This is a genomic window from Mesorhizobium sp. ESP6-5, from assembly GCF_020164695.1.
GTDB classification, from domain to species: Bacteria; Pseudomonadota; Alphaproteobacteria; order Rhizobiales; family Rhizobiaceae; genus Mesorhizobium; species Mesorhizobium australicum.
On the sequence record NZ_JAIUGR010000005.1, the window covers coordinates 276,614 to 302,058 of the forward strand.

Below are 25,445 nucleotides of genomic sequence, written 5' to 3' on the forward strand. Positions count from 1 at the left end.
GGCCACATAGAACGAGGACGATGAATGGGCGCCGGAGCCTTGACCAGGGATGTTGAGCCAACGAATGCGGAGCGTCAGCGATGGCTGACCCTGGCGGAAAAAGCGTTGGCCGGCGCATCCTTCGAGGAAAAGCTGGTCTCGCATACCGACGACAATATCCGCGTCGAGCCGCTCTATGAACGCGCGACCGGAACGGAACCGATCGTGCGCGCCAATCCTCAATCGCCGTGGATCGTCAGCCAGCGCGTCGACGACCCCGATGTCGAACGCGCCAAGAGGCAGGCCCTGGAAGATGTCGCCCAGGGCGCGACGGGGTTGTCGCTCGTCTTCGAGGGCGCCCCGAACGCGTTTGGCTACGGCCTGCCGAGGACGGCGCAGGCGCTCGAGACGGTGCTGGAGGGCGTGCCCCTCAACCGGGTCCAGATCCGTATCGACACCCACCCCTGGAGCCGCCCCATGGCCGACTGGCTGGTGGCGTTCCTGAGCAAGCGCCGCTCCGATCCGGCAAAGCTCAACCTTTCCTTCGGCATCGATCCGGCTGCTATCCTCGCCGGCACCGGCCGGCTGCGCATGTCGATCGAGGCGCTGCAGGAATCCATGCCGCAATCGCTGGCGCATTTCTTCTCGATGGGCGTTCCGGGTGTGCTTCTGGAGGCAGACGGTCGCGTCTTCCACAATGCCGGCGCCACGGAAGCGCAGGAACTCGGCATCATGCTGGCCTCGGCGGTCTCGTATCTGCGAATGTTCGAGAAGGCGCGGCAGCCGCTCGTCTATGCCGCGCCTCATATCGGCTTCGCGCTCAGCGTCGACCAGGACCAGTTCCTGTCGATGGCCAAGGTGCGAGCCCTGCGCAGGCTGTGGGCACGGGTGCAGGAGGCCTGCTCGATCCCCAATTCCACGGCCAACATCCATGCCGAGACATCATTTCGCATGATGACGGCATTGGATCCCGAAACCAACATCCTGCGCACGACGATCGGCTGCTTCGCCGCGGCGGCGGGAGGCGCCGATTCGATCTCAATCCTGCCGCATACGATCGCGCACGGCCTGCCGGCCGCCTTTGCCCGCCGCGTCGCGCGCAACGCGCAGCTGATCATGGCCAATGAAAGCCATGTCGATCATGTCGCCGATCCCGCCCATGGCTCCGGCGCCGTCGAAGCGCTGACCTCAGACCTTTGCGAAGCCGCGTGGGCGGAATTACAGGCCATCGAGGCTGAGGGTGGCGTGCTGTCCAGCCTTCGGGACGGACATATCCAGCAGCGCGTCCGCAACGCCGCCGCCCATCGCGCCATAGCCTTCAAGTCAGACGAGCGGGCCATTGTCGGCGCCACGCTTTATCCGTTGAAAAGCGAGCGCCCGGTCGAGACGCTGGACGCAGAGAAGCGACCTGCCTTCACCGAGGGCGTCGTCCTGTGCGAAGCGTTGTCTCCGGTCCGCATCGATCAATCCATCGGGGCCGCTTCTTGATTCCGGATTTCAGTCAGATCGGCTGGGTGCCGCCGCGCCGCGCGCCTGTCGAGGTCAAGGGACAGCGAACAACGCCGGAAGGCCTTGTCGTCAAGCAGCTGTACAGTCAGGGCGACCTCAAGGGATTGTCGCATCTCGACACCTATCCGGGCCTGCCGCCCTTCGTGCGCGGCCCCTACCCGACCATGTATGTCCAGCAACCCTGGACCATCCGGCAATATGCCGGTTTTTCGACCGCCGAAGAATCCAACGCCTTCTACCGGCGCAACCTTGCCGCCGGCCAGAAAGGCCTTTCGGTTGCCTTCGATCTCGCCACGCACCGCGGCTATGATTCGGACCATCCGCGCGTCGCCGGCGATGTCGGCATGGCGGGTGTGGCTATCGATTCCATCCTCGACATGCGGCAATTGTTCGACGGCATTCCGCTCGGCGAGATGACCGTGTCGATGACGATGAACGGCGCGGTGCTGCCGATCATGGCGCTCTACATCGTGGCGGCGGAAGAGCAAGGCGTCGCGCAGAAGGATTTGGCCGGGACCATTCAGAACGACATTCTGAAGGAGTTCATGGTCCGCAACACCTATATCTATCCGCCGAAGCCCTCGATGCGGATCGTCTCGGACATCTTCTCCTACACCTCGAAGAACATGCCGAAGTTCAATTCGATTTCGATCTCCGGCTATCACATGCAGGAGGCCGGCGCGACCGCCGACCTGGAGCTCGCCTATACGATCGCCGACGGGATCGAATATGCCCGCGCCGGCGTCGCGGCGGGGCTCGACATCGACCGTTTCGCGCCGCGCCTGTCGTTCTTCTGGGCGATCGGCATGAATTTCTTCATGGAAGTGGCCAAGCTCAGGGCCGCACGCCTGTTGTGGGCGACGCTGATGAAAAAGAACTTCGCGCCAAAGGACGAGCGGTCGCTGTCCCTGCGCACCCATTGCCAGACCTCCGGCTGGTCGCTGACGGCGCAGGATCCCTACAACAACATCATCCGCACCATGATCGAGGCGATGGCCGCGACCCAGGGGCATACCCAGTCGCTGCACACCAACTCGTTCGACGAGGCAATGGCGCTGCCGACCGACCATTCGGCGCGCATCGCCCGCAACACGCAACTCGTCCTGCAGAAGGAATCCGGCACCACGCGCATTATCGATCCGTGGGGTGGTTCGGCCTATCTCGAACGGCTGACACACGATCTGGCGGCGCGTGCGCTCGCCCATATCGAGGAGGTCGAGGCTCTCGGCGGCATGGCGGCTGCGATCGAAAAGGGCATACCCAAGCTGCGCATCGAGGAAGCCGCCGCCCGCACGCAGGCGCGCATCGATTCCGGCGAGCAGATGCTGGTCGGCGTCAATGCGCATCGCCCCGGAGCCGATATCGAGGTCGACGTGCTGAAGATAGACAATGCCGAGGTCAGGGCCCGGCAACTCTCGAAGCTGCAACGGCTGAAGGGCACGCGTGACGTCGCCGCCGTCGAAAGCGCGCTCGATGCGCTGACCCGTGCCGCACAGAGCGAGGACAACCTCCTGGAGTTCGCCATCCGCGCCGCGCGCGCCAATGCCACTGTCGGCGAAATCTCGTTCGCCCTGGAAAGAGCTTATGGCCGCCATGTGGCCAGGGTGCAGACCATTTCCGGTGTCTACCGCAAGGCGCTTGGCGACAGTCCGGTGATCGACCGCCTGCAGGACAAGCTCGGTGCCTTCGAAAAGAAAAACGGCGGCAAGCCGCGCATCCTCGTGGCCAAGATGGGACAGGACGGCCACGACCGCGGGCAGAAGGTGATCGCCACGGCCTTCGCCGATCTCGGCTTCGACGTTACCGTCGGCGCCATGTTCCAAACGCCGGAAGAGATCGCGAAACTGGCTGTCCAGAATGACGTCCACATCATCGGCGCCTCATCGCTGGCAGCGGGTCACCTGACGCTGATCCCAGAATTGCGCGACACGCTGAAGAAGCTCGGCCGCGGCGACATGCTGATCGTGGCCGGCGGCGTCATCCCGCCGCAGGACTATGATGCGGTGCTGCAAGCCGGCGCGGCGGAAATCTTCCCGCCGGGCACGGTCATTCCGGAAGCGGCGGAGCGGCTGCTGGATCGGCTGCTATCCTCGTGACGAATCTGTTATAATATCTGTTGCAACACCCGGCGCACCGCGTTATAATTAGCGTTGCAACAGGATGTTTCATCATGAACACCACAATTCGCAAGATCGGTAATTCGGACGGCGTGATTCTGCCGAAAGAGCTTCTCGATCGATTGAATCTCAAGACAGGCGACAACGTGGTCGTCGTCCAGGAAGGTCAAGAGCTTCGCTTGCGCCGATTGGAAGATTCTGCCGAAGAATTCGAGCGCAAGATGAAGGTAGCGCGCGAGCGGATGAGGAAATACGAGGTTGCCTACCGCGCGCTCGCAAAATGACGGCACATCATTCGCGAGAGTTCGTGGAGGCGATGCATGCCGAGCAGTTGCGTCTTCACGGCGGCGCGTCGGGCATCCGCGATGAAGGCCTGTTGGAATCGGCGCTCGCACGTCCGCAACAGAAAGAAGCATATGGCGAGCCGGATCTGAGCGAACTCGCTGCCGCCTATCTCTTCGGCATCGCAAAGAACCATCCGTTCGTCGATGGGAACAAGCGCACGGCTTTCGCTGCGGCCGACTTGTTTCTCTATTTCAACGGATTAAGCATCGAAGCCGAACAGGAGGAGGTCATCCAACTGGTGATGATGGTCGCTGCCAGCGAGATAGACGAAGCGGGTGCGGCCGCATTCTTCCGCGACCATGTGGTCAAGCTTGAAGACTAACTCTCCGAGAGCTTGACGATCTCCCACTCCTTGCCGTTGACGCTGGCCACGTCGCCAACCTTCTTGCCGAACAGCGCGACCGCCATAGGCGAGACGTGCGAGATGCTGCCCTTGGCCGGATCGGCTTCATCCTCGCCGACAATCTTCCAGTGCACCTTCCTGCCGTCGTCACTTTGCAGCGTGACACCCATGCCGAAGCGGACGACATCGCTGCCGGGCTCCGGCACGGAAAGCTCGGCACTCTCGCGTCGCGCGGTCCAGTAGCGCAGATCGCGCGACACGACCGCGATGCGCTCGCGGTCGGCTTTCCGCTCCGCTTTCGCCATGATATCGCGCAGATCGGCCAGATTGTCGTCGATCTGCGCCAAGCCGCGCTCCGTCACCAGGTTCCGGTGCGTGCTGATCGGCCGCTCGCCAACACCGGCGATCGCGTTTTCGCTGTCTTCTTCGCGGGTAAAAGCTCTGCTCATCCCCTGAACTTAGGCGCCGAGTGGCTGCCCGACAAGTCATTGCCGCCGAGAAGAGGCGCGTTGAACGTCTGGCATGATTCCTGCGGTGTCGGGGCGGAACACTGGGATTCTGTGCCGATGTTGAACAGACGAACCCTGCTGACGCAGACCACCTGCTTTGCCGTCATGGGCCTCGCGCTCGGCAAGGCGGCGGCCGCCAGCCTGACCGGCATCGAGAAAGCCTCGATGCGCGGCTCGATCAACGCCACCGAACTTGGCGTCCAGCCCGGTACGTTTGACGACCAGAGCAAGGCCTTCGCCAAGCTGCTGCGCGACGCGAATGGCCGTGACATGCCGGTCTTCCTGCCGCCCGGCACCTATGTGGTGTCCAATCTCTCGCTGCCTGGTCGCGTGCGTCTTTCCGGCGTGCCGGGCGCGACGCGGATCGTCTATGGCGGCGACGGCCATTTGTTCATGGCCGAACAGGCCGACCATATTGAACTCAGCGGACTGGTTTTCGACGGCGCGAATCGCTCTATGGGCGACTACGCGCAAGGACTGCTCGATCTGCGCCGGGTGGCGCATCTCGTGGTTGACAACTGCCAGATCACGGGCAGCGGCAAGAACGGGCTGGCGCTGGAACACGCCGCGGGCCGGATCGAGCGTTCGGACATATCGGGGGCGGCGGACGCCGGCATCTATTCGGTGGAGGCCGCAGGACTGGCGATATCAGGCAACACCGTCTCCGATTGCGCCAATGGCGGCATCCTGGTGCACCGCTGGCAAGCTGCGGAAGACGGCACCATGGTCACCGGCAACCGCGTCGAACGCATTGGCGCGCGCAGCGGCGGTACAGGCCAGAACGGTAACGGCATCAATGCCTTCCGCGCCGGCAATGTCGTCATCTCGGGCAATGTGGTCTCCGACTGCGCCTTCTCGGCGATCCGGGCCAACAGCTCCAGCAATCTGCAGATATCGGGCAACACCTGCTCACGCTCGGGCGAGACTGCGGTCTATTCCGAGTTCTCGTTCGAGGGTGCTGTCATCTCCAACAACATCGTCGACGGCGCCGCCAACGGCATCTCGATCGTCAACTTCAACGAGGGCGGCCGCATGGGTGTCTGCTCCGGCAACGTCGTGCGCAATCTGTCGACATCAGGCCCCTATACCGCGGATCCACCCGGCTTCGGCGTTGGGATCGCCGTCGAGGCCGACACCGTCGCTTCCAACAACGTCATCGAGAACGCGCCGCTCTACGGCATGTCGATCGGCTGGGGCCCGTATCTGCGCAACGTCGTGGCCACCGGCAACATCATTCGCAAGGCAGGCACCGGCATCGTCGTCAGTGTGGTCGAAGGTGCCGGCACGGCCGTCATCTCCGACAACGTCATCGATGGCGCGTCGAACGGAGCGGTTGTCGGCCAGCGCTGGGCCGAGCCGGTGACATCAGACCTCACCCAGACCAGCAGCAGCGGTTATGCGCACCTGACCGTCGAGCGCAACCGCGTCAGCTGATTACCACCTTCAATTCAGGGCCGGCGCCGGCTTCAGCGCCCCGACCTTGGCGCCAATCCGGCTTTCGATGGGCGCATTCGCCAGTTCGAGCAGCTTCGCCGCCAAGGCCTCGTCCGCCCGCAGCAGCCTGGCGAGGATCGCGGCCGCGATTGCATCGCCGGTGCGCCCGGCACCGTCATCGCATTTGACCGCGATACCGAGGCCGAGTTCGGGAATTGCGGCACAGTGGACGCCCTCGGCCCCGCCTTTGGCAAAAATTCGTCCCGGAGCGGCTTCCATCAGCAACAGATCCGCGCGGCGGGTGCCGGCGACGAAGAACGGCTCCGCCATGCAGGCCGAAAGCAGCCGCTTCGCGGCCTTCGCCCGCTCCGGGCCAAAGCCTTGGGCCGTGGCCATGCGAGCAAAGCCGAGCGCGAAACTCCTGAGCGGCACCGCATAGGTCGGAATCGAGCAGCCGTCGACCGCGCGTTCGTCGGGGCCGTGGACAGCGCCGGTGACTGCCTGCATGGCGTCGCGCACCATTTCCTGCAGGGCGTGATCCGGTCTGACATAGCCGCGATGCGCGATGCCCGAATGGACGCAGGTACAGAGGAAACCGGAGTGCTTGCCGGAACAATTGTTATGCAACGCATTCGGTGAGCCGCCGGCACGCGCGAGCGCAATCTCCGCGTCATGGTTCGAGGGCCAGTGGACCCCGCATTCGAGCGCCGACCCGTCCAGCCCGGCCCTGGCCAGCATGGACCGCGCCAGTTCGACGTGCGCCGGCTCGCCGGAGTGGGAGGCACAGGCCAGCGCCAGTTCGCGGTCACCGAAGCCATAGGCATCCGCGGCACCCGTTTCAACAAGCGGCAGGGCCTGGATCGCCTTTACGGCGGAACGCGGAAAGACCGGCTTCGACGTATCGCCGATCTCCAGCACCGGCTTGCCGTCGGCATCGAAGACGGCAACGGCGCCGCGATGGGCGCTCTCGACAATGGCGCCGCGCAAAACTTCGATCAGAACCGGATTTGCCATGCTACCTCCCGCGAATGCCGGGGCGGTTTACCTGATCCGGTCGAGAATGGAAACGTAGTTGGCGACCGCCGCACCGCCCATGTTGAAGATGCCGCCGAGTTTCGCGCCCGGCACCTGGATGCCGCCGGCTTCGCCGACAAGCTGCATGGCGGTCAAGACATGCATGGAGACGCCGGTGGCGCCGATCGGATGGCCCTTGGCCTTCAGTCCGCCGGAGGGATTGACCGGCAGGGGGCCGTCTTTCGCCGTTGTGCCATCCAGCGCCAGTTTGGCGCCCTCACCCGGCTTGGCCAGTCCCATCGCTTCATACTCGATCAATTCGGCGATGGTGAAGCAGTCATGCGTTTCGACGAAGGAGAGATCGTCGAGCGTTACGCCGGCGTTCTTCAGCGCGCGGGTCCAGGCCTGTTCGCAGCCTTCGAAGGTCAGGATGTCGCGCTTCGACATCGGCAGGAAATCCTGCACATGCTCGTTGGCGCGGAAGGCGACCGCGCGGCGCATCTTCAGCGCCGTTGCCGTGTCGGCAAGGACAAGGGCAGCAGCGCCGTCGGAGACCAGCGAGCAGTCGGTGCGCTTCAAGGGTCCAGCGACGAACGGGTTTTTCTCGCTCTCTTGCCGGCAGAAGTCATAGCCGAAATCCTTGCGCATCTGCGCATAGGGATTGTCGACGCCATTCTTGTGGTTCTTGGCAGCGATCATGGCGAGCGCATCCGACTGGTCGCCATAGCGCTGGAAATAGGCCTGCGCGATCTTGCCGAAGACGCCGGCGAAGCCGGCTGGCGTCTCGCCGTCCTCGGGCAGATAGGAAGCTTTCAGCAAATTCTTGCCGATTTCGGGCCCGGGCGTCGTCGTCATCTGCTCGGCGCCAACCACCAGCACGATGCGGGCGGCGTTTGCATCGATGGCGCGGATGCCTTGCCTGACCGCCGCCGAACCGGTGGCGCAAGCGTTCTCGACGCGTGTCGCCGGCTTGAAGCGCAGCCGGTCGTCCGCCTGGAGAATCAGACTTGCCGTGAAATCCTGCGCCGAAAACCCGGCATTGAAATGGCCGAGCACGATCTCGTCGACCTCGTCCGGGCCGATGCCGGCATGGTCGAGCGCGTCCGTCGCGACCTTGACGATCAGGTTTTCGAGCGTCTCGCCCTCAAGCTTGCCGAAGCGCGAATGCGCCCAGCCAACGATGCATGCGGTCATGGCGGTCTCCATCCTTGGCGTCAGCGCCCACGGCTCGTGACGCACTTCACCTTTATTGTTCAAATATAAACATTCTCGCCCGGGCCGTGAAGGGCCGCAACGCAACAATCGCTTGGTACAGGTCGCGTCGAGGTCGATTTTTTATTGATTGACGCGTCAATAAAAAATAATCTCCCGCAAAAATCGGAAACGGCATGCCAAAAGTCGGAATGGAGCCATTGCGCCGCAGGGCGCTCATCGACGCGACGATCTCGGCGATCGGCGAGCGTGGCTCGCTTGACGTGACCATGTCCGAGATCGCCGGACGCGCCGGTGTGTCTTCGGCGCTCGCCCACCACTATTTCGGCGCCAAGGACGAGCTGCTGTTCGCGACGATGCGGCACATCCTGGCCGAACTGACCATCGATATGCGCCGCGCCCTGCAGTGCGCCGGCACCGCGCGCGAGCGCGTCTCGGCCGTGGTCACCGTCAACTTCTCCGATGTCCAGTTCCAGGCCGAAACCATTGCCGCATGGCTCGCTTTCTATGTCGAGGCGCAGCAATCGTCTTCGCTGCGCCGGCTGCTCAGAATCTATGCCCGGCGGCTGCATTCCAACCTGATGAGTGGACTGACCGGCATCCTGCCGAGGACCGAAGCCGACCGCGCCGCGGAAGCGACGGCGGCGATGATCGACGGGCTCTACATCAGGCGCGCGCTGAAGGATGGCGTGCCTGACGCCGCGACCGCGATCGCGCTGGTCGAGGATTATCTCGAAACCAAACTTGGCGGACGGCACAAGCAGTGACAGCGAAGCGACCCAATTTCCTGATCGTCATGGTCGACCAGCTCAACGGGACCTTGTTCCCGGATGGGCCGGCGGAATTTCTGCACACACCGCATCTGAAGGCACTGGCGGCGCGTTCGGCGCGCTTTGCCAACAACTACACCGCCTCGCCACTCTGCGCGCCGGGCCGTGCCTCGTTCATGAGCGGCCAGTTGCCGTCGCGCACCGGGGTCTATGACAATGCCGCCGAGTTCGCCTCGTCGATCCCGACCTTCGCCCATCATTTGCGTGCGGCCGGCTACTACACCTGCCTGTCGGGCAAGATGCATTTCGTCGGACCGGATCAGCTGCACGGTTTCGAGGAACGGCTGACCACCGACATCTATCCGGCGGATTTCGGCTGGACGCCGGACTACCGCAAACCCGGCGAGCGCATCGAGTGGTGGTATCATAATCTGGGTTCGGTGACCGGCGCCGGCGTTGCGGAAACAACCAACCAGATGGAGTATGACGACGAGGTCGTGTTCCTCGCGTCTCAGAAGCTCTATCAGCTTTCGCGCGAACAGGACGATGCGAGCCATCGGCCCTGGTGCCTCACCGTCTCGCTGTCGCATCCGCACGATCCCTATGTCGCGCGCAAGCAGTATTGGGATCTCTATGAGCATTGCCAGGTGCTGGATCCGGAAACCGGGTACATCGCTGAAGACGAGCAGGATCCGCATTCTCGGCGGCTGTACCATGCCAGCGACTATCCCTCTTTCGAGATCACGCCTGAAGAGGTGCGTCGTTCGCGGCGCGGCTATTTCGCCAACATCTCCTATGTCGACGACAAGGTCGGCGAGCTCCTCGACGTTCTCACGCGGACGCGCATGCTCGACGACACGATCCTCCTGTTCTGCTCGGATCACGGCGACATGCTCGGCGAGCGAGGCCTGTGGTTCAAGATGAGCTTCTTCGAAGGCTCGGCGCGAGTGCCGTTGATGATTGCCGGCAAGGGCATTCGTGCCGGGCTGATCGAGGCGCCGGTCTCCAATCTCGACGTAGCACCAACGCTTTGCGACCTTGCCGGCATCGACATCGGGGCGATCGCGCCGTGGACCGACGGCCAGTCGCTGCTGCCGCTCACCAAGGGCGGGCAGCGCACGACACCGGTGCTGATCGAGTACGCGGCGGAGGGCTCCTATGCGCCCTTGGTGGCAATCCGCGAAGGCAGGTACAAATTCGTCCATTGCGAACTCGATCCGCCGCAATTGTTCGATCTCGAAGCCGATCCGCTCGAGCGGGACAATCTGGCCGACGACCCCGCCAATGCGGGTCTTGTGGCGGCATTCCTGGAAAAGGTCCGGGCGCGTTGGGACATGGCCGGCTTCGATGCCGCCGTGCGCGAGAACCAGGCACGCCGCTGGGTCGTCTATCCGGCGCTGCGCAACGGCGCCTACTACCCCTGGGATTTCCAGCCGTTGCAGAAGGCGTCAGAGCGGTACATGCGCAATCACATGAACCTCGACAAACTCGAAGAAAGCAAAAGGTATCCGCGAGGCGAATGATGGCAGACCTTCTCGTTCCCACTCTCGACCATCTCAGGCAGGCCTATGCGGTAACGTCACGGGCGACACAGGTCACGCCGCTGTTGGAATCGGCGGCGCTCGCCAGGGAAACCGGCGCGGCCCGGGTCTTCATCAAGCCGGAATCGCTGCAATGGGCCGGATCTTTCAAGGTTCGCGGCGCTTATTGGCGGCTGAAGCGGCTTTCGCCCGACGAGGCGAAGAAGGGCGTCGTGGCCTATTCCTCCGGCAATTTCGCGCAAGGGCTGGCCGCGGCCGGCCAGGCGCTCGGCATTCCCGTGACCATCGTCATGCCGATCGACGCGCCGGCCGCCAAGCGCGATGCTACCGCGGGTTATGGCGCGCGCGTCGTGCTGACCGACCATGGCGATCGCGCGCGTGAAGAGGTCGCGGCGGCCAAGGCGCGCGAAATCGCTGAAACAGAAGGGCTAGCGCTCCTGCATCCATTCGACGATCCCGAGATCGTCGCCGGTCAGGCGGGTGCCGGCCTCGAAGCGCTCGACCAGCTGTCGGCTAAGCATGCCAGCGCCGATCTCTTGTTCTGCTCGGTCGGCGGCGGTGGGCTGATCGGCGGCGTTTCGCTCGCCTTCCACTATCTGTCGCCTGCGACCGAGATCATCGGCGTAGAGCCCGAAGGGTTCGACGGCATGGGCTCGTCACTGGCGCATGGCAGCATCGAGACCATGCCGATCGGTCCGAAATCGATCTGCGACGGACTGATGTCGCGCCGGCCCGGCGACGCGCCGTTCGCCGCCGTCAAGACCGCTGGCGTGCGCGGCATCACCGTCGACGATCGGTCGGTGCGGCGCGCGATGCGGATCGCTTTCGAGCGGATGAAGCTGGTGCTCGAACCGTCAGGTGCGGCGTCGCTGGCGGCATTGCTCGGTGGCAAGGTGGATGTGGCGGGAAAAACCGTCCTGGTGGTGGCTACCGGCGGCAACGTTTCGCTCGCCGATTTTATGGCGCATATGAACCATGCTTGAAGCGGATTTCGTTATCATCGGCTCCGGCTCCGCCGGCTCGGCCATGGCCTATCGCTTGTCGGAAGACGGCAAGCATTCGGTCATCGTCATCGAATTCGGCGGCACTGATATCGGGCCGCTGATCCAGATGCCTTCGGCGCTGTCGATACCGCTCAACATGAGCCTCTACGACTGGGGATTCGCCAGTGAACCGGAACCGCATCTGGGTGGCCGCGTGCTGGCGACGCCGCGCGGCAAGGTGATCGGCGGCTCGTCCTCGATCAACGGCATGGTCTATGTGCGCGGCCACGCCCGCGACTTCGACCATTGGGCCGAACAGGGCGCGGCCGGCTGGGGCTTCGCCGACGTGCTGCCCTACTTCAAACGCATGGAGGATTCAGATGGCGGCGAGGATGGCTGGCGCGGGCACGGCGGCCCGCTGCATGTGCAGCGCGGCTCCCGGCGCAATCCGCTCTATGGCGCCTTCGTCGAAGCGGGCCGCCAGGCAGGGTTTGAACTGACCGACGACTACAATGGCGCCAAGCAGGAAGGCTTCGGCCCGATGGAGCAGACCATTCTGGGCGGCCGCCGCTGGTCGGCGGCATCAGCCTATCTGAAGCCGGCGCTCCGGCGCAAAAACGTCAGACTGGTCAAAGGCTTTGCGCGCCGGGTGATCATCGAGAATCAACGCGCCATCGGCGTCGAGATCGAAGCTCACAAACAGATTCAGGTCGTTAAGGCGCGACGTGAAGTAATCGTCGCGGCGTCGTCGATCAACTCGCCGAAGATCCTGATGCTGTCCGGTATCGGCCCGGCCGGGCATTTGCACGAAAACGGCATTGCCGTCGTGGCCGACCGGCCTGGCGTCGGCGGCAACCTGCAGGACCATCTGGAGCTCTACATCCAGCAGGAATCGACCAAACCGATCACGCTGAATTCAGTGCTGAACCCGTTCTCCAAGGCGATGATCGGGGCGCAGTGGCTGTTCTTCAAATCGGGCCTTGGCGCCACCAATCATTTCGAGGCGGCCGCCTTCGTGCGCTCGCAGGCAGGCGTCGACTATCCCGACATCCAGTACCACTTCATCCCGGCGGCGGTGCGTTACGACGGCAAGGCGGCGGCGAAGTCGCACGGCTTCCAGGCGCATGTCGGACCGATGCGCTCGAAGTCGCGCGGCTCGGTGACGCTGCGCTCGCCGGATCCGAAAGCGAAGCCGGTCATCCGCTTCAACTACATGTCGCATCCGGACGACTGGGCGGAGTTCCGCCACTGCATCCGCCTGACCCGCGAGATCTTCGGCCAGTCGGCCTTCGATGCCTATCGCGGACAGGAACTCTCGCCGGGCAGCCATGTCCAGTCGGACGACGATCTCGACGTGTTCATCCGCGACCATGCCGAAAGCGCCTACCACCCCTGCGGCACCTGCCGAATGGGCCGCGTCGATGATCAATCGAGCGTGGTCGATCCGGAATGCCGGGTCATCGGCGTCGACGGATTGCGGGTCGCCGACTCCTCGATCTTCCCGCGCGTGACCAACGGCAACCTCAACGCGCCATCGATCATGACCGGCGAAAAAGCGTCCGATCACATCCTTGGCCGCACGCCGCTCGCGCCGTCCAACCAGGAACCATGGATCAATCCGCGCTGGCAGGCTTCCGACAGATAGGCCATGATCCGCCGATAGAGTGAGCTGCCCGACAGGCGCCCGCCCAATAGCCGTCTTGGGCACAACGATTGGAGACCTCCCATGCGCGCCCAGCCCACGGCTTCGCACTATGTCAACGGACGCTATATCGAGGACGAAGGCGGCGCGCCGCTGCCGGTGATCTATCCGGCCACGGGCGAGACCATCGCCATGCTGCGATCGGCGACGCCGAACGTGCTGGAACTGGCGGTCGAGGCCGCCCGCGCCGCACAGCCGGCCTGGGCGCGGCTTAAGCCGGTCGAGCGCGGCCGCATCCTGCGCCGAGCCGCCGACATTTTGCGCGCCCGCAACGCCGATCTTGCCCGCATCGAGACGCTCGACACCGGGAAGGCGATCCAGGAGACACTGGTGGCGGATGCACCTTCCGCTGCGGACTGCCTTGAATATTTCGCCGGCGCGGTCGCTGTCTTCAACGGCGAAGCGGTCGACCTCGGCGGGCCGTTCGCCTATACGCGCCGCGAGGCGCTCGGCGTCTGTGTCGGCATCGGCGCATGGAACTATCCGATCCAGATCGCCGGCTGGAAATCCGCACCCGCACTCGCCATGGGCAATGCCATGGTGTTCAAGCCATCGGAAAACACGCCGCTTTCGGCGCTGGCGCTGGCCGAGATCTACTCGGAAGCCGGCCTGCCCGACGGGCTGTTCAACGTCGTGCAAGGCTATGGCGACGTCGGCGCCGGCCTTGTCGGCCATGATGTCGTGGCCAAGGTCTCGGTGACCGGCTCGGTGCCGACCGGGCGCAAGGTGCTGTCGCTAGCGGGCTCCAGGATGAAGCACGCGACGATGGAACTCGGCGGCAAGTCGCCGCTGATCGTCTTCGACGATGCCGATCTCGAAAATGCGATTGGCGGCGCCATGCTCGGCAACTTCTATTCGACCGGCCAGATCTGTTCCAACGGCACGCGCGTTTTCGTCCAGAGTGGCATTCACGACCGCTTTGTCGAGCGGCTGATCGAACGGACCAAGAAAATCCGCATCGGCGATCCGCTCGACCCGGAAACGCAGATGGGGCCGCTGGTCTCCAAGGCACAGCAAGACAAAGTCGTCGGCTATATCGAGGCCGGCAAGCACGATGGGGCGACGCTGGCCTGTGGCGGCAATGTGCCGTCGCTGCAGGGCTTCCAGGGCGGCTTCTTCGTCGAGCCGACCGTGTTCACCGCCGTTACCGACACGATGCGGATCGCCCGCGAGGAGATTTTCGGCCCGGTCATGAGCGTGCTGAAATTCGACAGCGAGGACGAGGTGATCGACCGCGCCAACGACACCGAGTTCGGTCTTGCCGCCGGCGTCTTCACGCGCGACCTGCCGCGCGCCCACCGCGTCATCGCCGAGTTGCAGGCCGGAACCTGCTGGATCAATGCCTACAATCTGACACCGGTGGAAATTCCCTTCGGCGGCGTCAAGCAATCGGGCATCGGGCGGGAGAACTCGCTGGCGGCGCTGGCGCTCTATTCGCAGCTGAAGTCGATCTATGTCGAGACCGGGGACGTCGCCAGTCCGTACTGATCCCGCCTACTTCTCCGCCGTTCCATCCAGATACTGCGTCAGCGCACAGACCAGATGGTAGAAGATGCTCGCCGGCACGTCAGATGCCAGCGAGCGGCCGCGCTCGTCGATGCGATCGATCCACAGGCCGAGCGGCGCCGGGTCGACGTGCCAGCGGAACAGCCGGCCGACCCTCGCCTCGATCTCCGGCTTCAGATCGGGGCCGCCCGAGCCATCCAGGGCGATCGCCGCCTTGAGCGCCTCGGCCTGCGGCCAGCTGCGCGATATCAGGTCGAGCGGCAGTCCTTGCCGCGAGACTGCACCATAGGCAAGGCCAGTGGCCCGGTTGAGGCCATTGGCGATTGCCGAGGCGTAGAGTTTTCGGGCAAAGACGCTCAGTTCGGCCTGGCCGCTGCGGCCGGCGAAATCGACCAGCAGCGATGCCCATTCGAAGTGATGGCCAGGTTCGGTCCAGCTCCCCTTCTCTCCCGGTACCGGTTTCCATTCTGCATCGAAATACTCGCCGAGCGTCCAGCTCTCGGCGTCGAAGAAATGGCTGCGGAAGAGGTCGATGATGCGCGACGCGCGACGCAGATGCGCACGCTCACCGGTTGCCTGGTGCCAGGCCAGGAAAGCTTCGAGCAAATGCATGTGCGGGTTGGAGCGTCGCTCGCCCGCCCCGTCCGAGGTGTCGAGGAAGCCGGTCATGCGGCTGTCCTCCAGATGCGCATCGAGGAAGGTGAAGGTCTCTTGGCCGAGCCGCAAGGCGTCGGCATTGCCCGACATATGCGCATGCGCCAGCGCCAGCAGGATGCAGGAATGATCGTAGGCGTCCTCGACGGGATCGGCGACGGAGCCATCGACATTCAGCGTGCGCACCCAACCGCCCCGTTCGGTGCGGCCCTGCCCCGCCATGAAGTCGATGCCATGCGCGATCAGCCGGTCGGCCGGCCCGGTCCAACCGCGCTCCTTGGCAACCGCGAAGGCATAGACCTGCCTGGCCTGGGTGCGCATGCGCTTCGGCTTGACGAGCGGCTTGGCGTCGAAACCCAGCGCCTCGTGGAAGCCACCGTGGCGCTCGTCGACGCCTGATGTCGACCACAACGGCAAGGTCTCCTGGAACAGCCAGTGATGAACGCGCCGCCGCCAGGCGCCACTTTCGATGACGCGGTCATGCGTCGGCGTGAACCTGGTTTCCAGCCGTCCCGATTTTTCGAGTTGTTCGACGATCTTCTTGACGTGCTGGCTGTGGCTCACCGGGGCAACGAAAGTGGCATCCGCCGTCGAGACAATGGCAACGTCCTTCATGCCGATCGCCGACAGCAGGCGGCCGTCGCTGCGGATATAGGAATTCTCGCAATCTATGGCGACGACATCGCCGACAACGACGTTGCCCCGGTCGTCGGCGGGACCGACATCGAGGAGCGATTGCCAGGAGCCGAGATCGTTCCAGCGGAAGCCGGCCGGCACCATGGCTATGTTTTTTGCCCGCTCCATGATGGCATAGTCGATCGAGTTCGACGGGATCGCCGCGTAAAGTTCCAGCGGCATATAGAGGCCGGACAGGTCCGTCGTGGCCGCCTCGTAGGCCGCTTCGGTGGCGTGCCAAATGTCGGGCTGGAATGTCTTGAAGGCGTCGCGCATGGCACCGGCCCGAAACAGGAAGATGCCGGTGTTCCAGTAGAAATTTCCCGCCTTGAGATAGTCGTTGGCCGTCGCAAGGTCGGGCTTCTCGACAAAGCGCGAAACGTCGAACACCCCGCCCTTCTCGGCCGATACCTCGATATAGCCGTAACCGGTTTCCGGCTGGGTCGGTTTGATCCCGAACACCACCAGACGGCCGGCGCGCGCCGCCTGCGATCCCGCCTCGATACTTTGCCAGAATTGCCCTGCCGTCGCTATTTCATGGTCCGAGGGCACCACCAGAACCAGGCTGTCGCCGAATTCCGACAGCGTGCGCAGGGTCGCCAGTGCGACGGCGGCGGCCGTGTTGCGTCCCGCCGGCTCGAACAGCGGGCCGCCGCCGGCAAGATCGAGACCGGCCAAGTCGGCATGGACACGATCGGCATGACGCTCCGAAGCGATCAGGAAGATCGGCGTTTCGCCAGCCGGTCTCGCCGTCAGGCGGCGCAAGGTCTTGGCGAGCATGGAACCGTCGCCCGACAGGTCGTGGAACTGCTTGGGATTGTCCTCGCGTGACAGCGGCCACAGCCGAGAGCCGACGCCGCCGCTCATGATAAAACTGACGATGCGCTGGCCCATGGATGCCCTGTCAAAAAGTCTGGTTGTAAGCGCCGACTTCCGGACTGCGGCGCAGCACAGCATCGACGGCATCGAACATCTGCTGGCGACGCTCGGACGAGACCGGACTTTCGACGACCACGACCAGTTCCGGCTTGTTCGACGAAGCGCGCACCAGACCCCAGGTACCGTCCTCGGCAACGACGCGCACGCCATTGACGGTGACAAGGTCGACGATCTTCTGGCCGGCGAAACTGGAGCCGTCCCGCTTCATCGCCTGAAAATCGGAGACCACCCGCTCGACCACGCCGTACTTCACATCGTCCGCGCAATGCGGGGACATTGTGGGCGTGCCGAAGGTCAGCGGCAGTGCCCCGTAGAGATCGGCCATCGAACTGGCCGGGTTACGGTCCAGCATCTGACAGATGGCGATTGCCGTGACCAGTCCGTCGTCATAGCCGCGCCCGATCGGGGAGTTGAAGAAGAAGTGGCCTGATTTTTCGAAGCCGGCGACCGCGCCGAGTTCGGCAACCCGGCGCTTGATGTAGGAATGGCCCGTCTTCCAATAGTCGGTAACGGCGCCATTGGCGCGCAGCACCGCGTCGGTGTTGAACAGTCCGGTCGACTTGACGTCGACGACGAAGGTCGAACCCGGATGGAGCCGCGAAATATCCCGCGCAAGCATGACGCCGACCTTGTCGGCAAAGATCTCGTTGCCTTCATTGTCGACGACACCGCAGCGGTCGCCGTCGCCATCGAATCCCAACCCGACATCGGCGCCGGTCTCCAGCACCTTGTCCCGGATTGCATGCAGCATCTGCATGTCTTCCGGATTGGGGTTGTAGTTTGGAAACGTATGATCAAGCTCGACATCGAGCGGGATCACTTCGCAGCCGATGCGCTGCAGGGCTTCCGGAGCAAAGGCGCCAGCAGTGCCGTTGCCGCAGGCGGCGACCACTTTCAGCTTTCGTGTGATGCGCTTGTCCCTTGTCACATCGTCGAGATAGGTGGCGCGAAAATTGTCGACGAAATCATAGGAGCCGCCGCCGGTAAGGTCGAAATCGGCGGCCAGCACGATCGCCTTCAGCGCGCTCATCTCCTCGGGGCCGAAGGTCAGCGGCCGCGCCGCTCCCATCTTGACGCCGGTCCAGCCATTCTCGTTGTGCGAGGCGGTGACCATGGCCACCGACTGCGTCTCCAGCGCGAACTGCGCGAAATAGGCCATCGGCGACAGCGCCAGACCGATATCCTTCACCCGTGCGCCGGCCGCCATCAGTCCAGAAACCAACGCCAGTTTGATGCCGAGCGAATAGGATCTGAAATCATGCCCGGTGACGATATCAGGCCCGGCGCCGAGCCGCCGGATCAGCGTGCCGAGCCCCATGCCAAGCGCCTGGACCCCGATCAGATTGAGTTCAGGCGGCACTGCCGAACCGGGATGGCCGAACCACCAGCGCGCATCATATTCACGAAAACCGGATGGCTTGATCAGCGCCGCGGTTTCGAATTCGAAGCTGTTTGGCCACGCTTCGCCGACGATTTTTAGGGGCAAGACGGCAGGGCTCCTAGCGGCAGAAATACGATCCATCAAGGCAGCGGCTTAGCACACAAGGCTTTAAGCCACGTTTATCCCGGATGGAAATTCGGGCCTTCCGGCAACGCCCGCAGAAAGCGGACGAAATGCGACAGAAGGGCTGCCATTGCCGCTTGCAGGAACGATGTGTGGCGGCTATAAGCCCGCGATCTGGTCACGGAGTGTAGCGCAGCCTGGTAGCGCACCTCGTTCGGGACGAGGGGGTCGCAGGTTCAAATCCTGCCACTCCGACCAGAAAAAACAATGTGTTAGCGCATCCCGACTTTGGCGCTCCACCCGAGATTCACCAGAGATAGAGCCTTGTCCAAGATGATGTCTGTTCCTAGGGAACGGACACGAGATTCGTTCCTCTTTGGGGGCATGGGCCACGAAGTCCCTGCCCCCATATGCAGGCGTTTAACGCAGGCCGAAAAAGCTCAATACCGCTATGACGACGACCACCGCTCCCACAAGCCAAATGATGTTGTTCATAATCTCACTCCTGTTGCCTGGTGAAGCCCGCGCCTCTGGCGGAGGACGCGGGCCGATCAGCCTTTGCCTGCTGATCTTCAGCGAACACCAAACCGTGATGTCCGCTGCGGGAAGAACTGTTAGGCCGGCCTAATGTTCCGTCGCCTGACGGGGATCTGGCGACAGGTGGGCGAACTGTCTTAACAATTGCGACAGAGCGTTCCTCCCTGGCAGTGACAGAACGCGGGTGACGTTTGCCGCCGCCTGCGCAGATGGCCGGAAGCAAGCCTCCTCTTTGCCAATCGTGGCGACGCGATAGCCAGCCCTTCGCTTGCGTGCGGCTGTCCCCCGGGAACCGGAACCAAAGGGATCAGCAGCAGTTGTAACCAACGAAGGGCTAATCAAAGCAGTTGGAGAACTTGCAATGAAAACAATGATCATGTGCGCTTTGGCGCTTTCAATGGGATTGCCCGCTTTGGCTTCGGCAGCCGAGGCCGACGTCGTCATCAGGACCCACCATCGGCACCACCACAACGTCAGGATCATCAATGAGGAAGGCCAGCGCCTGCATCACCGACACCACGGGACGGTGGCGTTCTATGACCATGGCCGCCGGCATCACGATCGGAATGCAGTCGTCGTCACCGGCTCCGTTTCCACCCACCACCGTCACCATCATCCGGTGGTAATGGAAAACGGCGGTTACTGATGCCCAACTGGTGGCCCGGCTCTCGCGAGCCCGGCCACCAGGTGACTTTGCCCAGCACGCTCGCGCGCGTTTCATGCGAATAGCTTCGAGTTCTCGCCCGCGGCTGAAATGCAGCCATGCGAAGCGATCGTTTCAACTTCGAATCTCCCATACCGCTCGGAAGCAAGTCGCGGGAATTCTGCTCGGTGACCAGGTCATTTGAGCTGGCCTGGCCAAGACTTCAGGGTTCGCCAGATCCATGCTCGCTCACGAAGCCTATCGGCCTGGGAAAGAACTGGGCTGCGCTAATGTGCCAAGAGATTAGCTGAGGACTATTCCAGCCACCATGAAGGTGATGGCAACCGCGAAAATCGGTGCGAGCAACCAGCGCGCCTGACCAACACTCTTCTCCATCAAATTCCTCCGGTATTTGCAGCAGACAACGGTGACGAAGAGCGACTGTTCCGGCCGGCCCGCTTGGCAAGACCAATGCGTTCCAGGCCCAGACTTAGGTCCGACCTCCGCCCGACCGAAGCCCTGCCCTGGGAACGTTTCCGCTCGGCCCAAGTTCGAGATCGGGCGCGGGAAAACCAAGCGAAGCGGGAACGGATGAGCACCACCATGTCGAACCATGAGACTGTAACATCCCATGTGTTGGGGATGCGCATAGATAGCCTCAAAACCAGAATGCAACACGCTCAGATCACCGAGGGTGAAATGAAGACCTTCCAAAAGGTAGCGGCCGTGATTGAAGGCGGGCGAGGCCGCATCGACGGCGACGATCTGATCGCCGCATCCTTCGTTACCGACACGCTGACGGACGCGATGTCCGAGTAACCATGCCAACAATCAGTAAGCTTTTCGAATCCCATGCCGAAGCGGCGCGGATTGCCGGCGACCTGTTGGCGGCCGGGGTTCCGCGCGTACAGGTCGCCATTATCGGGCCCTATCGTGACGAAATCGATGTCCTGAGGTCTCCGGGTGTCATGCTGGGCGCTGCCGCCGGGCTGTTGGCGTGCCTCGGCGCCGTTGCTGTTTACGACATCAACCTTTTTCCGACCGGCCTATCGGCAATAGCCTTGGCCAGCGTGTTCTGCGGCGGCCTTGGCGGATTGCTCGAAGCCATTGTCGCGGCCGCCAGAAGACCCGAGCGGCCAAGTATTGGCGGGGGGATTGTGCTGGTGACGGCGCATGTCGACGACAAGGCGACCGACATTGCCCAGATGATGCTCGGCGGTTGTGACTCCATGACCGAATTGGCCGCCCAAGCAGCGTAAAAATTCCGACAGCGATAATTGGCCGATAGCCAGTGCAGAACGCGAGCACTGGCCGGCCGGTGAAACTTTGACGAATTGGCTATCAGCGCTAGGTTGATCGATGAAGATCAGGGAGGCGGCAAAAACGGCCGGGCCGGACGCGCGCATGAGTTTGATTTCAAGGACAAGGTCGGCACCCGCTCTTCTGGCTGCGGCCTTCATGGCTGCCGGATGCTCATCGATCGGCAGGACGGCCGATCCGGCCAAATACGAGAGCATGAGCTGTAGCGACCTCAACAGTGCGCTGGGAAGCAGCGCGCGCGACATCTCGCAGACGGCGATCACCCGCGGCAAGGTCGCCAACACCAGCGTGCCGCGCTGGCTGCTGGGCGGATCGCGCGTCAAGACCGCGGTCGCCAACCGTGAAACGGCCAGGATCGACCGGCTGAAGCGACAGCAGGATGCCATTGTCGCTGTGCGCGCACGCAAGTGCGCGAGCTGAGCGACAGACGACGCCACGACAATTGCCCCTGCCGGCGCCTTACGCGCTCAGTCGAAACCGTGTGACGTCGATCGCGGCGTTCATCAGCGTCTGCGTATAAGGCGCCCGTGGATTGCTGAAGATCTCTTCCGTCGGCCCCTCTTCGACGATCTTGCCTTGCTTCATGACGATGATGTAGTCGGCCATGGCGCGCACGACCGACAGATCGTGGCTGATGAAGAGGTAGGACAGTTCGTGGTCGGCCTGCAGCTTGCGCAGCAGTTCGACGATCTGTTTCTGCACCGAGCGGTCAAGCGCCGATGTCGGCTCGTCCAGCACGACCATCTTCGGCTTCAGAATCATGGCGCGGGCAATGGCGATGCGCTGCCGTTGTCCGCCGGAAAATTCGTGCGGGTAGCGGTTGCGGGCATTGGGGTCGAGGCCGACCTCGCGCAGGGCCTCGACCGCGCGCTGGTCGCGCTGCTTTCCTGAAAGGTTGGGCTCATGCACCAGCAGCCCCTCGGTGACGACCTGACCGACGGTCATGCGCGGCGACAGCGAGCCGAACGGGTCCTGGAAGACGAGTTGCATCTGGCGCCGCAGTGGCCGCATCTGCTGCCGGTCGGCAGTGGAGATATCGCGATCGCCGAACCGAATGAGCCCATCGCTCGGCAGCAACCGCAGCAAGGCGCGGCCGAGCGTCGACTTGCCCGAGCCGGATTCGCCGACAATGCCGATGGTCTGGTTGCGCTGCAGCCGGATCGAGATGTGATCGACGGCCCGCAGCATCAGCGGTTCGCCGGCCAGAAACCCACCGCCGATCCTGAATGTGACTTCGACATTCCTACCTTCGAGCACCACCGGCGCATCGGCTGGCGGCGGCGCCTTGGTTCCCGTCGGCTCGGCCGCCAGCAGCATTTTGGTGTAGGCGTGCCGCGGATTGGCAAAAATGGCTTCCGCCTCGCCTTCCTCGACCACCTCGCCCTGGCGCATGACATAGACACGGTCGGCAAAGCGCCGGACGATACCGAGGTCATGGGTGATGAAGACGATCGCCATGCCGAGCTTGCGCTGCAGTTCGGCCAAAAGCATCAGGATCTGCGCCTGGATGGTGACGTCAAGCGCCGTCGTCGGCTCGTCGGCGATCAGGATGTCGGGGTCATTGGCGAGCGCCATCGCGATCATCACGCGCTGGCGTTGGCCGCCGGACATTTCGTGCGGATAGGATTTCATCCGTCGCTCCGGATCGGGAATATGCACGAGCCGCAGCAGCTTGAGCGCCTCTTCATGCGCTGCGGCGGCGCTCAGGCCCCGATGGCGGCGGATCGGCTCGATCAGCTGGTTGCCGATCGAATAGAGCGGATCGAGCGAAGTCATCGGTTCCTGGAAGATCATGCTGATCTTGCGGCCGCGGACCTTGTTCAGCTCGGACTTGCTCAGGGTCAGCAGGTTGCGGCCGCGATAGTCGACATGGCCTGACGCTTCGCCATTGGAGGCCAGCAGGCTCATCGCCGCCATCATCGTCTGGCTCTTGCCGGAACCGGACTCGCCGACCACGGCAACCGTTTCGCCCGCGTTGACGTGGATGTTGATTCCCTTGACCGCTTCGACCGTACCGTCGAGCGTGCGGAAGCGGACGCGAAGGTCCTTGACGCTGAGGATCGTTTCGGAAGCAGCCATTTCAGCGGTCCCCATCTTTATCGATCCCGTGGGTCGAGCGCGTCGCGCAGGCCGTCGCCGACGAAATTCAAGGCGAACAGCGTCGAGACCAGAAAGAAGGCGGGAAACAGGAGCAGCCAGTTGGCGGTGCCGATGTTCTTGGCGCCGACCGAGATCAGCACGCCCCAGCTGGTCATCGGCTCCTGGATGCCAAGCCCGAGGAACGATAGGAAGCTCTCCAGGATGATGACCTGCGGCACCAGTAGCGTCATGTAGATCACCACCGGGCCAAGCAGGTTCGGGATGACATGGCGGATCAGGATGCCACGCTGGCCAATGCCCATGGCTTCCGCCGCCTGGACATATTCCTGCCGGCGAATCGACAGCGCCTGGCCGCGCACGATCCGCGCCATGTCGAGCCACAGCACGGCACCGACCGCCAGGAACATCAGCACGAAGTTGCGGCCGAAGAACACCACCAGCATGATGACGAAGAAGATGAACGGCAAGGAATAGAGCACGTCGACGATGCGCATCATCACTTCATCGACCTTGCCGCCGGAAAAGCCGGCGGCGGCGCCGTAGATCACGCCGATCACCACCGCCACGACACCGGCCAGCAGACCGATGGCCAGCGATATGCGCCCGGCCATCAGCGTGCGGGAGAGAAGATCGCGGCCGGTATTGTCGGTGCCGAACAGGAAATACTGCTGCTTGACCGATGCGCTCATCGTTACTTCGAGGCCGTCGGGCGACTTGTTTTCGATCTTGGTGTCATCGAAGGCATCGGAACGGTCGAGGTAGCGGATGTTGCGGTCGTCGATCGGCTTGGTCGACTTGACCGTGACGAAGACCTGGCTCCCCTCCTGGTGCCAGTCCTTGATGTCGACTCGCATGCGCTTGATCGCTTCGGTAAGTGCCGTCTCGATCATGTCGGGTTTCGGATAGGCTGAGAGGCTTGGCGGCATGCGCACATAGTCGGCGTAGATGGTCGTGTATTGATGCGGCACGAACCACGGGCCAAAGACGCTGATGATCCCAATGAGAACGAGGTAGTAGAGGCTGAACATGGCGGCGCGATTGGCCTTGAGGCGCGCCCAGGCATCGCCCCAAAGCGAGCGACCAACGATTGCGGGGGCCGTGGCTGCGATGTCAGTCATAGCGCACCCTCGGGTCGACGACCGCGTACATGACGTCGACGATCAGGTTGAAGACGATGGTAAAAATGGCGATCACCACCACCGTTCCCATCACCAGCGTATAATCGCGGTTGAGCGCGGCATCGACGAAATAGCGGCCGACGCCGGGAATGGAGAAGATCGTCTCGACGATGACCGAGCCGGTCAGCAGTGCCGCCGCCGCCGGGCCCGTGAAGGAGACGATCGGCAGGATGGCGCCGCGCAACGCGTGCTTGACCACCACCGACCAGTCGGAAAGGCCGAGCGCGCGCGCCGTTCGGATATGATGGGATCGCAGCGATTCGATCATCGAGCCGCGCATCAGCCGGGCAACGATGGCGATTTGCGGCAAGGCAAGTGTCAGCACCGGGCCAACCTTGTTGATGAAGGCGCCGTCACCCCAGCCACCGATCGGCAGCAGCCTCCAGGTCAGTCCGAAGACAAGCTGGATCACCGGCGCGATGACGAAGGTCGGGATGGTGCTGCCGGCTGTCGCCAAGGCGATCACCGTATAGTCACCAAGCTTGTTCTGGTTGAGCGCGGCGATGGTGCCGAGCACGCTGCCGAGCAGCAGCGCCAGGATCAGCGCCGAGGCTCCGAGCTGCACGGAAATGGGCAGGCCCTTGGCAAACAGTTCGGTGACGGTGAAATCCGGCATGTTGTAGCTCGGGCCGAAATTGCCGCGCAGCAGATTGCCGAGATAATGGACATATTGCAGCCAGAGCGGATCGTTGAGGCCGAACTGGGCTTCCAAGTTGGCCTTGATCTCTGGGCTCAGCCCCCGCTCCTGGTTGAATGGACCGCCTGGCGCGACGCGCATCAGGAAGAACGCCATCGTCACGATGACGAACAGCGTCGGGATGGCGGTCAAAAGCCGCCGGAATACGTATCGCAGCATCGGTGCCCCACTTGATCCAGAGCACGCCCTTCCACTCGGACGATTGCGCTCCAGCCTTCAAATCTTCACACCGGA

At 63.2% G+C, this 25,445-nt stretch carries 22 protein-coding genes and 1 tRNA gene; 15 read left to right on the forward strand and 8 right to left on the reverse strand.

All coding sequences use genetic code 11. The features are described 5' to 3' along the window. Window positions 1–24 precede the first annotated feature (24 nt). The 4 genes from LB524_RS10600 to LB524_RS10615 all read left to right on the forward strand — a co-directional run bounded on the left by LB524_RS10600 (window position 25) and on the right by LB524_RS10615 (window position 4,272). On the forward strand, window positions 25–1,467 hold the full coding sequence (locus LB524_RS10600) for a methylmalonyl-CoA mutase subunit beta (RefSeq protein ID WP_224525889.1): 1,443 nt from the start codon (window positions 25–27) through the stop codon (window positions 1,465–1,467). Then, window positions 1,464–3,584, forward strand: a complete 2,121-nt coding sequence (gene scpA, locus LB524_RS10605) for a methylmalonyl-CoA mutase (protein ID WP_224525891.1) — start codon at window positions 1,464–1,466, stop codon at window positions 3,582–3,584. The genes LB524_RS10600 and scpA overlap by 4 nt, the downstream gene beginning before the upstream one ends. A 74-nt stretch (window positions 3,585–3,658) precedes the next feature. Beyond that, complete coding sequence (locus tag LB524_RS10610; RefSeq protein ID WP_015318661.1) at window positions 3,659–3,889, forward strand: AbrB/MazE/SpoVT family DNA-binding domain-containing protein; 231 nt, start codon at window positions 3,659–3,661, stop codon at window positions 3,887–3,889. Beyond that, entirely contained in the window at window positions 3,886–4,272 is a 387-nt protein-coding gene (locus LB524_RS10615; RefSeq protein WP_015318662.1) for a type II toxin-antitoxin system death-on-curing family toxin, read from the forward strand. Before LB524_RS10610 ends, LB524_RS10615 begins: the two co-directional genes overlap by 4 nt. Here the strand turns inward: LB524_RS10615 and greA are convergent. After that, the gene (greA, locus tag LB524_RS10620) at window positions 4,269–4,742 is read right to left on the reverse strand and encodes a transcription elongation factor GreA (protein WP_015318663.1); all 474 of its coding nucleotides are present in this window, start codon (window positions 4,740–4,742) and stop codon (window positions 4,269–4,271) included. The two genes, LB524_RS10615 and greA, sit on opposite strands and share 4 nt — an antisense overlap. 117 nt (window positions 4,743–4,859) lie before the next feature. Between greA and LB524_RS10625 the strand changes: the two genes are divergently transcribed. Further along, entirely contained in the window at window positions 4,860–6,236 is a 1,377-nt protein-coding gene (locus LB524_RS10625; protein ID WP_224525892.1) for a TIGR03808 family TAT-translocated repetitive protein, read from the forward strand. Between the two features lie 9 nt (window positions 6,237–6,245). Here LB524_RS10625 and LB524_RS10630 read toward each other — a convergent pair whose 3' ends face one another. Together LB524_RS10630 and LB524_RS10635 are read right to left on the reverse strand one after the other, a co-directional pair. Continuing rightward, window positions 6,246–7,250, reverse strand: coding sequence for an asparaginase (locus tag LB524_RS10630; protein ID WP_224525893.1), 1,005 nt, complete (start codon window positions 7,248–7,250; stop codon window positions 6,246–6,248). A gap of 27 nt (window positions 7,251–7,277) precedes the next feature. After that, window positions 7,278–8,444 carry an acetyl-CoA acetyltransferase gene (locus tag LB524_RS10635; protein WP_224525894.1) on the reverse strand — a complete coding sequence of 389 codons (1,167 nt, stop codon included), beginning with the start codon at window positions 8,442–8,444 and terminating at the stop codon, window positions 7,278–7,280. Between the two features lie 194 nt (window positions 8,445–8,638). Here LB524_RS10635 and betI point away from each other — a divergent pair, with 194 nt between their 5' ends. From betI to betB, 5 genes are all read left to right on the forward strand, one after another. Next, entirely contained in the window at window positions 8,639–9,229 is a 591-nt protein-coding gene (gene betI / locus LB524_RS10640) for a choline-responsive transcriptional repressor BetI (RefSeq protein WP_224525895.1), read from the forward strand. Next, complete coding sequence (gene betC / locus LB524_RS10645) at window positions 9,226–10,755, forward strand: choline-sulfatase (protein ID WP_224525896.1); 1,530 nt, start codon at window positions 9,226–9,228, stop codon at window positions 10,753–10,755. Before betI ends, betC begins: the two co-directional genes overlap by 4 nt. Further along, window positions 10,752–11,756, forward strand: a complete 1,005-nt coding sequence (locus LB524_RS10650; protein ID WP_224525897.1) for a threonine/serine dehydratase — start codon at window positions 10,752–10,754, stop codon at window positions 11,754–11,756. The genes betC and LB524_RS10650 overlap by 4 nt, the downstream gene beginning before the upstream one ends. After that, complete coding sequence (gene betA / locus LB524_RS10655; protein WP_015318670.1) at window positions 11,749–13,401, forward strand: choline dehydrogenase; 1,653 nt, start codon at window positions 11,749–11,751, stop codon at window positions 13,399–13,401. Before LB524_RS10650 ends, betA begins: the two co-directional genes overlap by 8 nt. A gap of 81 nt (window positions 13,402–13,482) precedes the next feature. Beyond that, the gene (gene betB, locus LB524_RS10660; protein ID WP_140663187.1) at window positions 13,483–14,946 is read left to right on the forward strand and encodes a betaine-aldehyde dehydrogenase; all 1,464 of its coding nucleotides are present in this window, start codon (window positions 13,483–13,485) and stop codon (window positions 14,944–14,946) included. Window positions 14,947–14,952: 6 nt separating this feature from the next. On the opposite strand, the gene LB524_RS10665 is transcribed toward betB, so the two are convergent. Together LB524_RS10665 and LB524_RS10670 are read right to left on the reverse strand one after the other, a co-directional pair. After that, on the reverse strand, window positions 14,953–17,187 hold the full coding sequence (locus LB524_RS10665) for a mannose-1-phosphate guanylyltransferase/mannose-6-phosphate isomerase (RefSeq protein ID WP_224525900.1): 2,235 nt from the start codon (window positions 17,185–17,187) through the stop codon (window positions 14,953–14,955). 10 nt (window positions 17,188–17,197) lie between these two features. Next, complete coding sequence (locus LB524_RS10670; RefSeq protein WP_224525904.1) at window positions 17,198–18,718, reverse strand: phosphomannomutase/phosphoglucomutase; 1,521 nt, start codon at window positions 18,716–18,718, stop codon at window positions 17,198–17,200. Between the two features lie 199 nt (window positions 18,719–18,917). Here LB524_RS10670 and LB524_RS10675 point away from each other — a divergent pair. The 5 genes from LB524_RS10675 to LB524_RS10695 all read left to right on the forward strand — a co-directional run bounded on the left by LB524_RS10675 (window position 18,918) and on the right by LB524_RS10695 (window position 21,656). Then, window positions 18,918–18,994: transfer RNA gene (locus LB524_RS10675), tRNA-Pro, on the forward strand. Window positions 18,995–19,634: 640 nt separating this feature from the next. After that, window positions 19,635–19,919, forward strand: coding sequence for a hypothetical protein (locus LB524_RS10680; protein ID WP_140618613.1), 285 nt, complete (start codon window positions 19,635–19,637; stop codon window positions 19,917–19,919). Between the two features lie 600 nt (window positions 19,920–20,519). Further along, on the forward strand, window positions 20,520–20,735 hold the full coding sequence (locus LB524_RS10685) for a hypothetical protein (protein WP_015318676.1): 216 nt from the start codon (window positions 20,520–20,522) through the stop codon (window positions 20,733–20,735). A 2-nt stretch (window positions 20,736–20,737) separates the two neighbouring features. After that, window positions 20,738–21,175: a hypothetical protein gene (locus tag LB524_RS10690; protein WP_224525907.1), complete on the forward strand. Its 438-nt coding sequence runs from the start codon at window positions 20,738–20,740 to the stop codon at window positions 21,173–21,175. Between the two features lie 145 nt (window positions 21,176–21,320). Next, window positions 21,321–21,656, forward strand: a complete 336-nt coding sequence (locus tag LB524_RS10695; protein WP_140618616.1) for a hypothetical protein — start codon at window positions 21,321–21,323, stop codon at window positions 21,654–21,656. A gap of 39 nt (window positions 21,657–21,695) precedes the next feature. Here the strand turns inward: LB524_RS10695 and LB524_RS10700 are convergent, their stop codons facing one another. The 3 genes from LB524_RS10700 to LB524_RS10710 are packed head-to-tail and all read right to left on the reverse strand — an operon-like array spanning window position 21,696 to window position 25,370. After that, a complete protein-coding gene (locus LB524_RS10700; protein WP_224525909.1) occupies window positions 21,696–23,315 on the reverse strand; it encodes an ABC transporter ATP-binding protein in 1,620 nt (539 codons plus the stop codon). Window positions 23,316–23,332: 17 nt separating this feature from the next. After that, a complete protein-coding gene (locus tag LB524_RS10705) occupies window positions 23,333–24,454 on the reverse strand; it encodes an ABC transporter permease (protein ID WP_015318680.1) in 1,122 nt (373 codons plus the stop codon). Further along, window positions 24,447–25,370 (reverse strand): ABC transporter permease subunit, encoded by a 924-nt coding sequence (locus LB524_RS10710; protein WP_015318681.1) that lies wholly within the window; start codon window positions 25,368–25,370, stop codon window positions 24,447–24,449. The genes LB524_RS10705 and LB524_RS10710 overlap by 8 nt, the downstream gene beginning before the upstream one ends. Between the last annotated feature and the right edge of the window lie 75 nt (window positions 25,371–25,445).

What these genes read in the sequence shown, in the direction of transcription:
- greA (WP_015318663.1), bottom strand. Translation starts at nt 4,742, where the DNA reads ATGAGCAGAGCTTTTACCCGCGAAGAAGACAGCGAAAACGCGATCGCC.
- betB (WP_140663187.1), top strand. Translation starts at nt 13,483, where the DNA reads ATGCGCGCCCAGCCCACGGCTTCGCACTATGTCAACGGACGCTATATC.
- LB524_RS10600 (WP_224525889.1), top strand. Translation starts at nt 25, where the DNA reads ATGGGCGCCGGAGCCTTGACCAGGGATGTTGAGCCAACGAATGCGGAG.
- LB524_RS10695 (WP_140618616.1), top strand. Translation starts at nt 21,321, where the DNA reads ATGAGTTTGATTTCAAGGACAAGGTCGGCACCCGCTCTTCTGGCTGCG.
- betI (WP_224525895.1), top strand. Translation starts at nt 8,639, where the DNA reads ATGCCAAAAGTCGGAATGGAGCCATTGCGCCGCAGGGCGCTCATCGAC.
- LB524_RS10665 (WP_224525900.1), bottom strand. Translation starts at nt 17,187, where the DNA reads ATGGGCCAGCGCATCGTCAGTTTTATCATGAGCGGCGGCGTCGGCTCT.
- LB524_RS10710 (WP_015318681.1), bottom strand. Translation starts at nt 25,370, where the DNA reads ATGCTGCGATACGTATTCCGGCGGCTTTTGACCGCCATCCCGACGCTG.
- LB524_RS10690 (WP_224525907.1), top strand. Translation starts at nt 20,738, where the DNA reads ATGCCAACAATCAGTAAGCTTTTCGAATCCCATGCCGAAGCGGCGCGG.
- LB524_RS10610 (WP_015318661.1), top strand. Translation starts at nt 3,659, where the DNA reads ATGAACACCACAATTCGCAAGATCGGTAATTCGGACGGCGTGATTCTG.
- LB524_RS10635 (WP_224525894.1), bottom strand. Translation starts at nt 8,444, where the DNA reads ATGACCGCATGCATCGTTGGCTGGGCGCATTCGCGCTTCGGCAAGCTT.
- LB524_RS10700 (WP_224525909.1), bottom strand. Translation starts at nt 23,315, where the DNA reads ATGGCTGCTTCCGAAACGATCCTCAGCGTCAAGGACCTTCGCGTCCGC.
- LB524_RS10685 (WP_015318676.1), top strand. Translation starts at nt 20,520, where the DNA reads ATGTCGAACCATGAGACTGTAACATCCCATGTGTTGGGGATGCGCATA.
- LB524_RS10680 (WP_140618613.1), top strand. Translation starts at nt 19,635, where the DNA reads ATGAAAACAATGATCATGTGCGCTTTGGCGCTTTCAATGGGATTGCCC.
- LB524_RS10630 (WP_224525893.1), bottom strand. Translation starts at nt 7,250, where the DNA reads ATGGCAAATCCGGTTCTGATCGAAGTTTTGCGCGGCGCCATTGTCGAG.
- LB524_RS10615 (WP_015318662.1), top strand. Translation starts at nt 3,886, where the DNA reads ATGACGGCACATCATTCGCGAGAGTTCGTGGAGGCGATGCATGCCGAG.
- LB524_RS10625 (WP_224525892.1), top strand. Translation starts at nt 4,860, where the DNA reads ATGTTGAACAGACGAACCCTGCTGACGCAGACCACCTGCTTTGCCGTC.
- LB524_RS10705 (WP_015318680.1), bottom strand. Translation starts at nt 24,454, where the DNA reads ATGACTGACATCGCAGCCACGGCCCCCGCAATCGTTGGTCGCTCGCTT.
- LB524_RS10650 (WP_224525897.1), top strand. Translation starts at nt 10,752, where the DNA reads ATGATGGCAGACCTTCTCGTTCCCACTCTCGACCATCTCAGGCAGGCC.
- betA (WP_015318670.1), top strand. Translation starts at nt 11,749, where the DNA reads ATGCTTGAAGCGGATTTCGTTATCATCGGCTCCGGCTCCGCCGGCTCG.